Source organism: Testudinibacter crocodili (assembly GCF_006228025.1).
Taxonomy (GTDB): domain Bacteria; phylum Pseudomonadota; class Gammaproteobacteria; order Enterobacterales; family Pasteurellaceae; genus Chelonobacter.
Window position 1 is genome coordinate 1 of record NZ_VDHF01000049.1, and the last position, 9,113, is coordinate 9,113.

7 protein-coding genes are annotated in these 9,113 nt (G+C 48.0%); 2 read left to right on the forward strand and 5 right to left on the reverse strand.

The window, feature by feature from the left end; genetic code table 11:
* The 5 genes from recX to rsmD form a co-directional block, all read right to left on the reverse strand.
* Positions 1-444, reverse strand: a 444-nt coding sequence (recX, locus tag FHQ23_RS05565; RefSeq protein ID WP_139613424.1) for a recombination regulator RecX, incomplete at its 3' end; no start/stop codon positions are given.
* A 116-nt stretch (positions 445-560) separates the two neighbouring features.
* Complete coding sequence (gene glpC / locus FHQ23_RS05570) at positions 561-1,820, reverse strand: anaerobic glycerol-3-phosphate dehydrogenase subunit GlpC (protein WP_139613425.1); 1,260 nt, start codon at positions 1,818-1,820, stop codon at positions 561-563.
* Positions 1,817-3,097, reverse strand: a complete 1,281-nt coding sequence (gene glpB / locus FHQ23_RS05575; RefSeq protein ID WP_139613426.1) for a glycerol-3-phosphate dehydrogenase subunit GlpB — start codon at positions 3,095-3,097, stop codon at positions 1,817-1,819. The genes glpC and glpB overlap by 4 nt, the downstream gene beginning before the upstream one ends.
* The gene (glpA, locus tag FHQ23_RS05580) at positions 3,087-4,754 is read right to left on the reverse strand and encodes an anaerobic glycerol-3-phosphate dehydrogenase subunit A (protein ID WP_139613427.1); all 1,668 of its coding nucleotides are present in this window, start codon (positions 4,752-4,754) and stop codon (positions 3,087-3,089) included. Before glpA ends, glpB begins: the two co-directional genes overlap by 11 nt.
* A gap of 180 nt (positions 4,755-4,934) precedes the next feature.
* Complete coding sequence (rsmD, locus tag FHQ23_RS05585) at positions 4,935-5,558, reverse strand: 16S rRNA (guanine(966)-N(2))-methyltransferase RsmD (RefSeq protein ID WP_139613428.1); 624 nt, start codon at positions 5,556-5,558, stop codon at positions 4,935-4,937.
* A gap of 347 nt (positions 5,559-5,905) precedes the next feature.
* Here rsmD and dusA point away from each other — a divergent pair, with 347 nt between their 5' ends.
* Entirely contained in the window at positions 5,906-6,874 is a 969-nt protein-coding gene (dusA, locus tag FHQ23_RS05590; RefSeq protein WP_267963626.1) for a tRNA dihydrouridine(20/20a) synthase DusA, read from the forward strand.
* Positions 6,875-7,030: 156 nt separating this feature from the next.
* Positions 7,031-9,025, forward strand: coding sequence for a transketolase (gene tkt, locus FHQ23_RS05595; RefSeq protein ID WP_139613430.1), 1,995 nt, complete (start codon positions 7,031-7,033; stop codon positions 9,023-9,025).
* The last annotated feature ends 88 nt before the right edge of the window (positions 9,026-9,113 follow it).

The window sequence follows — 9,113 nt, forward strand, 5'->3', positions numbered from 1 at the left end:
GCACTCAATTTTCAACAAATGCGAGAAATGATCGGTTTGGAAACCACGGCTTAACATAAAGCGCCAAGCCTTTTGTTTCAGTACCGGCGTCCACTCTGTTGGCGTATGATCGCCATATTTTTTAGCAAACACCTGCTCGGCAAGTGCAAACCAGTCAATCTGATCCGTTGCCAGTTGTTGCGCAATCAGCGCTGTTTCAATCCCTTTTTGCTGCAACTCCTGCCGAATCCGCAACGGGCCATAACCTTTGCGGCTGCGTGCCAGCAGAAAGTGTTGGCAAAAGCGCTGATCGCTTTGCCAGCCTTTAAGCTGACAATGTTCGATCACTGTTTCAATTTCTGCTTCACTGAATGCTTTTGCCCGCATTTTCTGTTGAATTTCATACACACTGTAATCACGGCGCGCCAGCAAATTAAGAAGGTAAGATAAGGCGATATTATTCATAGCACAAAGAGCGGTTGTAAGATGAGTTAATTTGTCTATTAAAACATATTTTTGCGCAAAGTGCAGTGGGATACCGCACTTTGTTCTTAACGAGCGCTCACATTGTCATTATCCAACTAGTTATCCAGCGCCATCGCCAACAGGGTAATCGGGTGCAAGCATTGGCGGCTGGTGGACATATCAATTTGCCATTTGCAGGTTTCACAATCGGAAACAATATAGTCAAACCCGCCCTGATCGATCTGCTGGAACAAGCCGTTGCCAATCGCTTGCGCCGTGTCATAATTTTCCGATTTGAAACCGTAAGTGCCGGCAATACCACAGCATTGCGAATTCAGCATCACGATCTCCAGTTGCGGAATTTTTCGCAATACTTCAATGGTATACGGCACCCAACCGCTCTTTTCCATATGGCAGGCGGTATGATATGCCACTCGCAGCGGCAGTGGTTTCAGCGGCAACGTTTTGCCTTGCTGCAACAAGGTGTATAAATGGCGTGTCACCAATTGGATATGTGACCGCACTTTGTGGTTATCCAAACCTAAAATATGTTGATACTCATCACGCAGGGTCAAGGTGCAGGTGGAAGAGGTGCCGACAATATCCAGTTTGCGTTCGCTAATGGCTTTCTCCAATTGCAGAAGATTAAACTCACCTTGTTTTTTCGCCCGCTCCGGAAAGCCGTTAACCATCAACGGCACGCCACAGCATTTCTCTTTTTCCAACAACAGCACGCCGATATTCATCGCATTAAACACCTCAATCAGCTCTTTGCCCAAGGTGGGATTGTTGTAATTGACATAGCAGCCGTGATAGTAACCGATTTTTTCTGGATATTGCTGTTGCCTTTCAGCTACCTTGCCATACCACTGACGGAAAGTGCCGAATGAATATTTGGGCAGGCTGCGCTGTTTAGCCACTTTCAGAGTTTTATCCAACAAGAAACGAGTGGCTTTCAAACCAGTCAAGGCATTGACCACCGGTGCAAACGGCGTGGAAAGCGATCCCATAATATCGGTGTTGCTTAACACCGCATCACGCAATTTTTGAATTGCCGGTTTATCCTGTTTTTTGCTGTAACGATTTCTGGCACGCACAATAATATCGCCGATTTTGACATCGGACGGGCAGGCAACTTCGCAACGTTTGCAGTTGGTGCAATACTTCAGCGCTTCATCGTAAAATTCGGCACTTTTCAAACGTAAGCGCTCGCCGTCAGGGCCAGACTGTTTCGGCCCCGGATAGAACGGATTATTGCGTGAAACCGGACAAACGGCAGTACAAGCAGTGCATTTGATACAACTTTCAAAACTGTTGTCTTGATGAATTTGGGTTTGCGTACGCTCTGCCTGTTGAATCAATTCCTGTAAATTCATACGCTTTTCTCCTGCAAAATTCGGTCTGCCACTGCCAACGCCGTCACCACCGCCACGCCGGAACCACAACCTTGGTGAATCGCATCATAACCGCCAACCACCGCGCCGATTGCATATAAATTATCGATCACCGTCTGTTGTTTCATCGCTTGGCAATGGACATTAATTTTAGCACCAAACTGTTGATAAGGCTGAGCAGAGGCAAAACGACGATGAGTCCACTGGCTGCGCTGCTGCTGGCTAAACAGATCTAGCCCAAAAATTGGTTCGACAATCTGATCGAATTCAGCAACCAAACCGTTACTGAAAAAACTGCCGCTTGCCAACACATAATGATCGGCACTCAGTGCCACCTCTTCGTTCAAACGGGTATAAAGTGCGGTTACACGGTTTTCGTGCATCTCAGCACGCAGTACACTGTCGCCTTTCATCATAATCCCACCTGCGTGTTCAAAGGCTTTTTGCAATAAGCGGTGCTGGCGAATTCCCAGTAGTGAAGGTGGTAACGTAGGCAGTTCAAACAGTTTAATGCCACAAGCTTGCTGCAACTGTTGTAAAAAATTATCGTTATCTAAACCGAAACAGGCCGGCAAAAATGCCATGGTCGCGCCCTTTGCTGCTTTTTTTAGCTCAGAAACTAACTGCTGAAAATTCAGTTTATGCTCCAATGCCTGTGAAATATTGATGCTGCGAAATTCACGAGCATCACTGCGCAAATGATCCAATTCCGGAATATGCAAATAATCAAAATGCATGCGCCACAGTTCAAAGTGCGGTAGCTGCTGCATATTTTCACACAGCAGTTGCGGCTGAAAATCGTTAAAGCCTTCGATGCCCAATACCGCAACTTTTTGTGGCGACAAGATTTTATCAGCCCAGTCAAAGGTCGGCACGCTGGCAGGCGAAAGCCAGGTCGGACGCAATGCCCCCAACGGTGTCAGGCGCAAATGATTGTGCTGTCCACCACGAATCAGGTTTAAATTCAGCGCTGCAGCAAGCTGTTCAAATTGTGCCGCTTTTGCCAACACGGTTTCCGCCCCTAACAAACTGTACGGATGCTGCGGCTGTTGCTGTGCCAGTTGCACTAATCCTTGCGCTGCATGTTGTACATTTTCACCGTTTGGCAATCGGTTTAACAAATCTAGCGAACCGGAAGAGAAATCCAGTGCGCTCTGTCCGTTACTGACTATTGCACAGCGCTGACCGCTTTGTTGCAGACGGATACCACAAGTTAACCCTGCCAAGCCGCCGCCGATGATTAAGCTATCAAACTTCATTGTTGTCGGTTCCTTGTAATTGTTGGGGTGTCGGCAGCGACACATCATTCAACCCCAGTAAGCCGTAATAAACCCATGAGGTAAATTCTGCTTCACGCAACGCATCTCCCCAAGCAATCGGTTCAATCCCACGCCAGCGCTCTTCCATAAAAGAGGCCAGTTGCTGGGTGGATTGCTGCGGATTGGCGACTTTAAAGCGTGCCATCAGCCCGGCGGCACGGCAAGCACAGAGTTCACCTTGGCAAGTTCCCATGCCGACTCGGGTACGGCGGCGCAAGTCAACCAGATTATTGACTTTCAATTCATCAACCGCATACCGCACTTCGCCGGCAGTCACCGCCTCACATTCGCAGATCAGGCTGCGATCCAAGCGCTCTTTTTCCAACAAGGCACTGGCACGAGAACCGTGACGGTACACCGCTGAAACCCGCAGTGGCGTCGGCAGTGAAAAGATTTTTTGATGCGTTTCGACCGCACTTTCATTCGAACCAGGCAGCGGAAGCTGTGCGGTGCTGCAAAGTGCGGTTTTGTTGAGTTTTTTACAGGCAAGATCGGTCGCCCATTCTGCCATCAAACGATAGGTGATCAATTTGCCGCCGGTGATGGTGATAAAGCCGTCCAAACCGTCACGTTCCGCATGATCGAGCAACACAATGCCACGGCTGACATTACGCCCCGAGGGGTCATCGTCGGTTGCCACCAGCGGACGCACCCCGGCATAAGCGCGCAACACGCGGGTATGCCGTAGGCTAGGCGCCAATTTCTCACCTTCACGGATCAAAATATCCACCTCTTCCGGTGTCACCTGCATATTATCAATTTGATCGTAAGGAATCCGACTGGATGTGGTGCCGATCACGCTGATGGTATCGCCCGGCACCAGAATATCGGCATCGGCAGGCTTGCGGCAACGGTTGATCACCATACTGTTTAAACGGTGTCCCATTACCAACAACGCCCCTTTTGCCGGGAACATTTTAATTTTCAGATCGGCATATTCCGCAATGCCTTGCCCCCAAATCCCTGCGGCATTGATCACCACCGGCGCAAAAAATTCTCGCTCGATATTATGCTTATGATCAAAGGCTTTCACGCCGATTATCCGACTGCCTTCACGGATCAACTGTCGCACTTCGCAATAACTGAACACTTGGGCGCCACGCTCTTTGGCATCAAGCATATTGGCAGAAGTTAAACGGAAAGGGTCAATGCTGCCATCCGGCACCACAATCGCGCCAATTAAATTCGGATTGACCGATGGCTCCAAGCGACGTGCTAATGCCGGCTCAATTTGTAAAGCATCAATCCCGGCTTGTTCACAGGCTTGCAAAAACGGCTGTTGAAAACTTAAATCATCTTCCGGCAGGGTGATAAACAGCCCTTTGCAATCATCAATACAGTGTCTGGCGATTCGTTTTAGAATATTATTTTCGTCAATACACTCTTTTGCCGATTCTGGATCATTCACCGCATAACGACCACCACTGTGCAGCAAACCGTGGTTACGTCCAGTGGCGCCGGTGGCAATATCACGCCGTTCCAACAACACCGCACTCAGTCCGCGCAAGCTGCAATCACGGGCAATTCCCGCACCGGTCGCGCCGCCACCGATAATGATCACATCGCTATGTGAACGACAAGTAGACGTTGCGTTCATAAAAATCCCCACTATAAAAATTCGAATACGAAATTTGCTATTGAGAATTTTAACCTACCGTGCTACTTTTTGCTATCCAATGTTCGAAAACAAACATTAAAATTGGGCATTGATCACAATTTATGAATTAAATCACCTTTTTTTGCGCTATTTTAGCAACTTTGTTGTGATAGCGGTCGTTCAATCAGCGGTTTGATACAAACGAAAACAGACTTCACCGCCGATTTTTTGTTTTAACAAGCGCCACGTCACCGGCACTTCCAGCGTTGCCAACTGCTTTTCAGTTTCGACATAAACCAAAGCGCCCGCAGCTAGCCAGCCATTACTTTGCAGCCGTTCAATCGTCGGTGCAATCAATTGCTGTTGAAATGGCGGATCCAAAAACACAATATCAAACGGCAGCTGCGGATTGCCTTGCGCCAACAGCTGCAAAGTATCGCCCTGAGTAATCAAGCCACGCTGAGACTCCAAACGCTGCAAATTCTGCTGCAACTGTTTGACCGCACTTTTATCCTGCTCAAAAAACTGCACCGCACTTGCCTGACGCGAAAGAGCTTCAAACCCCAAACTACCACTACCGGCAAAACAGTCCAGACAACGGGCACCGACAATATACGGCATCAGCCAGTTGAACAGGGTTTCTTTGATCCGATCGGTGGTCGGACGCAAACCTTGACTGTCCAACACCGGTAATTTGCGTCCACGCCATAGCCCGGCGATAATTCTAACTTCACCTTTTTGGGATTTATTATTGGCTTTGTTCTGCTGCAATGTCTGATCAGCGATTCGGCGGCGTTTTTTCATAGTCTATTTTTCCAACATTGATTTGTGTATAGTGTATGTTATTTCCGAACAAAATGGGATTGTTGATCGATGCGCCGAAAAGGAAATTCGGCACAAAGGGTTTCTCTGCGCGTCTTTTCCGTTATAATTTTGTCGTTCAGCTTTTATTTTTAACGATTATTTTTTAACTTTATATTTTTAAACACGGCAATCTGAATCTTATGCGCGCTTCCAGCCCACTCTCTCTGCAAAATAGTATTAACAAAGTGCGGTTTTTCCTGCGCCATAAAGGTAATCTCAGAACCCAGTGCCATTTCAACACAACATGCGGAAACAAACCCGCTCAACATTAATTAATGCTTATGCCTATGAAAACTCATTCTCGTGGCCGCTTTTCGGTTGCACCGATGCTGGACTGGACCACTCGCCACTGCCGCTATTTTCACCGTCAGTTTAGCCAGCATGCCTTGCTTTACACTGAGATGATCACCACCGGTGCGATTATCCATGCCAAATATGATCATCTACTGTACGATCCGGGCGAACATCCGCTGGCGCTGCAACTGGGCGGCAGCGATCCGGCGCAATTGCAGCTTTGTGCGCAAAAAGCCGAACAATACGGCTATGATGAGATTAACTTAAATGTTGGCTGCCCGTCCGATCGGGTGCAAAACGGCTTTTTCGGTGCTTGTTTGATGGCAAAAGCCGATCTGGTCGCAGAATGTATTGCCAAAATGCAAAGTGCGGTTTCAATTCCAGTGACGGTGAAAACCCGTATTGGGATTGATGAATTTGACAGCTATGCATTCCTGTATGATTTTGTACAAACGCTGGCTGACGCAGGCTGCCAAGCGTTTATCATTCATGCGCGCAAAGCCTGGCTATCCGGCTTAAGCCCGAAGCAAAACCGTGAGATTCCGCCATTGGATTACCAACGGGTTTATCAATTGAAACGTGATTTTCCGCAACTGTCTATCATGATTAATGGTGGCATTAAAACCGTTGATGAAATGCAACAGCATTTGCAGTTTGTCGATGGCGTGATGGTCGGGCGCGAAGCCTACCAAAACCCAAGTCTGCTTGGTTACGTTGACCAAGCGCTGTTTGATCCGCAAAGTGCGGTCGTCACGCCACGGCAAGCGGTGGAAAAAATGTTGCCTTATATCGAAAAAGAATTGCATGCAGGCACCCATTTGAACCATATCAGCCGCCATATGGTCGGTGCATTTCAGGGCTGTAAAGGCGCAAAACAGTGGCGGCGCTATTTAAGCGAAAATGCGCATAAGCCAAATGCTGGCATAGAAGTAGTGCAAACCGCACTTTCGTTTGTCGATTAATCTTCAGCTATGAGAAATATTTGTGATTAAGATCACAAAAAAATTTTGAAAGTTAAGCGCTTGAGATGATCTCTCAGCATTTATGATTGGATTGGTGTAAACTCATACCACTATTTTTTAGCAAATAATTATTTCTATTTTGAACAGGAGAATCACATGGCTTCACGCAAAGAATTGGCAAATGCGATCCGCTTTTTAAGCATGGACGCAGTACAAAAAGCAAAATCCGGCCACCCTGGTGCCCCGATGGGCATGGCAGATATTGCCGAAGTGTTATGGCGCGATTTTTTGGTACATAACCCAACCAATCCGAACTGGGCAAACCGCGATCGCTTCGTGTTGTCTAACGGACACGGCTCGATGTTGATTTATAGCTTGCTGCATTTAAGCGGCTACGATTTGTCCATCGAAGATTTAAAACAGTTCCGCCAACTGCATTCCAAAACCCCTGGACACCCTGAATACGGCTATGCGCCCGGCGTAGAAACCACCACCGGTCCGCTGGGACAAGGCATCACCAATGCCGTCGGGATGGCAATTGCGGAAAAAACCTTAGCCGGACAATTTAACCGTGACGGTCACAACATCGTCGATCACCACACCTATGTGTTCTTAGGTGACGGCTGTTTGATGGAAGGGATTTCCCATGAAGCCTGTTCTTTGGCTGGAACTTTAGGCTTAGGCAAACTGATTGCGTTTTATGACGACAACAACATCTCCATTGATGGTCACGTTGACGGCTGGTTCACCGACGATACCCAAAAACGCTTTGAAGCCTACGGCTGGCAAGTGATTCCGGCAATCGACGGACACGATACGGCACAAGTTAAAAGTGCGGTTGAACAAGCCAAAGCAGAAAGCGGAAAACCGACATTGATTATTTGCAAAACCATTATCGGTTACGGCTCTCCGAACAAATCCAACTCCCACGACAGCCATGGGGCACCGCTGGGCGACGACGAAATTGCTTTAACCCGTAAAGCATTAAACTGGGCGCATGCGGCATTTGAAATTCCAGCCGAGATCTACGCCGAATGGGATGCCAAAACCAAAGGACAAGCCGCCGAAAAAGCCTGGGATGAAAAATTCGCCGCTTACCAAGCCGCTTATCCTGAATTAGCTGCCGAATTCAAGCGCCGTGTCAACGGCGAATTGCCGGCAAACTGGGCGGCACAATCACAAGCCTTTATCGAAAAATTACAAGCTAATCCGGCGGCAATTGCCAGCCGTAAAGCCTCACAAAACGCCATCGAAGCCTATGCACCGTTACTGCCTGAATTGTTGGGTGGCTCTGCCGACCTTGCCAGTTCAAATTTAACTTTGTGGTCTGGTTCAAAGCCAATTCGTGCCAATATCGTCGACGGCAACTATATCAACTACGGCGTGCGTGAGTTCGGCATGTCGGCTATCATGAACGGGATTGCCTTACACGGCGGTTTTATTCCTTACGGTGCTACTTTCCTGATGTTTATGGAATATGCCCACAATGCTATCCGCATGGCAGCGTTGATGAAACAGCGTGTACTGTTTGTTTACACCCACGACTCCATCGGTTTGGGCGAAGACGGTCCGACTCACCAACCGGTTGAACAAACTGCGGCATTACGTTTGATTCCAAATCTGCAAACCTGGCGCCCTTGTGACCAAGTCGAATCCGCAGTCGCATGGCAAGCGGCGATTGAGCGTAAAGACGGTCCGAGTGCGATGATTTTCACCCGGCAAAATCTGACTCAAATGGATCGCAGCGTGCAGCAATTGGCAGATGTTGCCCGTGGCGGCTATGTGCTGAAAGACTGCGACGGCACACCGGACTTAATTTTGATCGCAACCGGTTCAGAAGTGGAGTTGGCTGTGAAAGCCGCTGAACAGTTGAATGCGGAAGGTAAAAAAGTACGCGTTGTCTCGATGCCGTCCACCAATGTGTTTGACGCTCAAGATCAAGCTTACCGTGAGTCCGTATTACCAAGTGCGGTCAGCAAACGTGTGGCAATCGAAGCCGGCATCAGCGATTTCTGGTACAAATACGTCGGCTTTAACGGTCGTGTTGTCGGTATGAACAGCTTCGGCGAATCCGCTCCGGCAGATCAACTGTTCAAACTGTTCGGCTTTACCGTTGAAAATGTGGTAGCAAAAGCCAAAGAGATTTTGTAATAGTAAAATTTGTCTAATAGTAAAATAATCCCTTTGTTTTAGGGTCTGTTGATCTCTGTTTATAATTTGAGCTATAGACTATTTTTCG

What these genes read in the sequence shown, in the direction of transcription:
- tkt (WP_139613430.1), top strand. Translation starts at nt 7,031, where the DNA reads ATGGCTTCACGCAAAGAATTGGCAAATGCGATCCGCTTTTTAAGCATG.
- glpA (WP_139613427.1), bottom strand. Translation starts at nt 4,754, where the DNA reads ATGAACGCAACGTCTACTTGTCGTTCACATAGCGATGTGATCATTATC.
- dusA (WP_267963626.1), top strand. Translation starts at nt 5,906, where the DNA reads ATGAAAACTCATTCTCGTGGCCGCTTTTCGGTTGCACCGATGCTGGAC.
- glpB (WP_139613426.1), bottom strand. Translation starts at nt 3,097, where the DNA reads ATGAAGTTTGATAGCTTAATCATCGGCGGCGGCTTGGCAGGGTTAACT.
- rsmD (WP_139613428.1), bottom strand. Translation starts at nt 5,558, where the DNA reads ATGAAAAAACGCCGCCGAATCGCTGATCAGACATTGCAGCAGAACAAA.
- glpC (WP_139613425.1), bottom strand. Translation starts at nt 1,820, where the DNA reads ATGAATTTACAGGAATTGATTCAACAGGCAGAGCGTACGCAAACCCAA.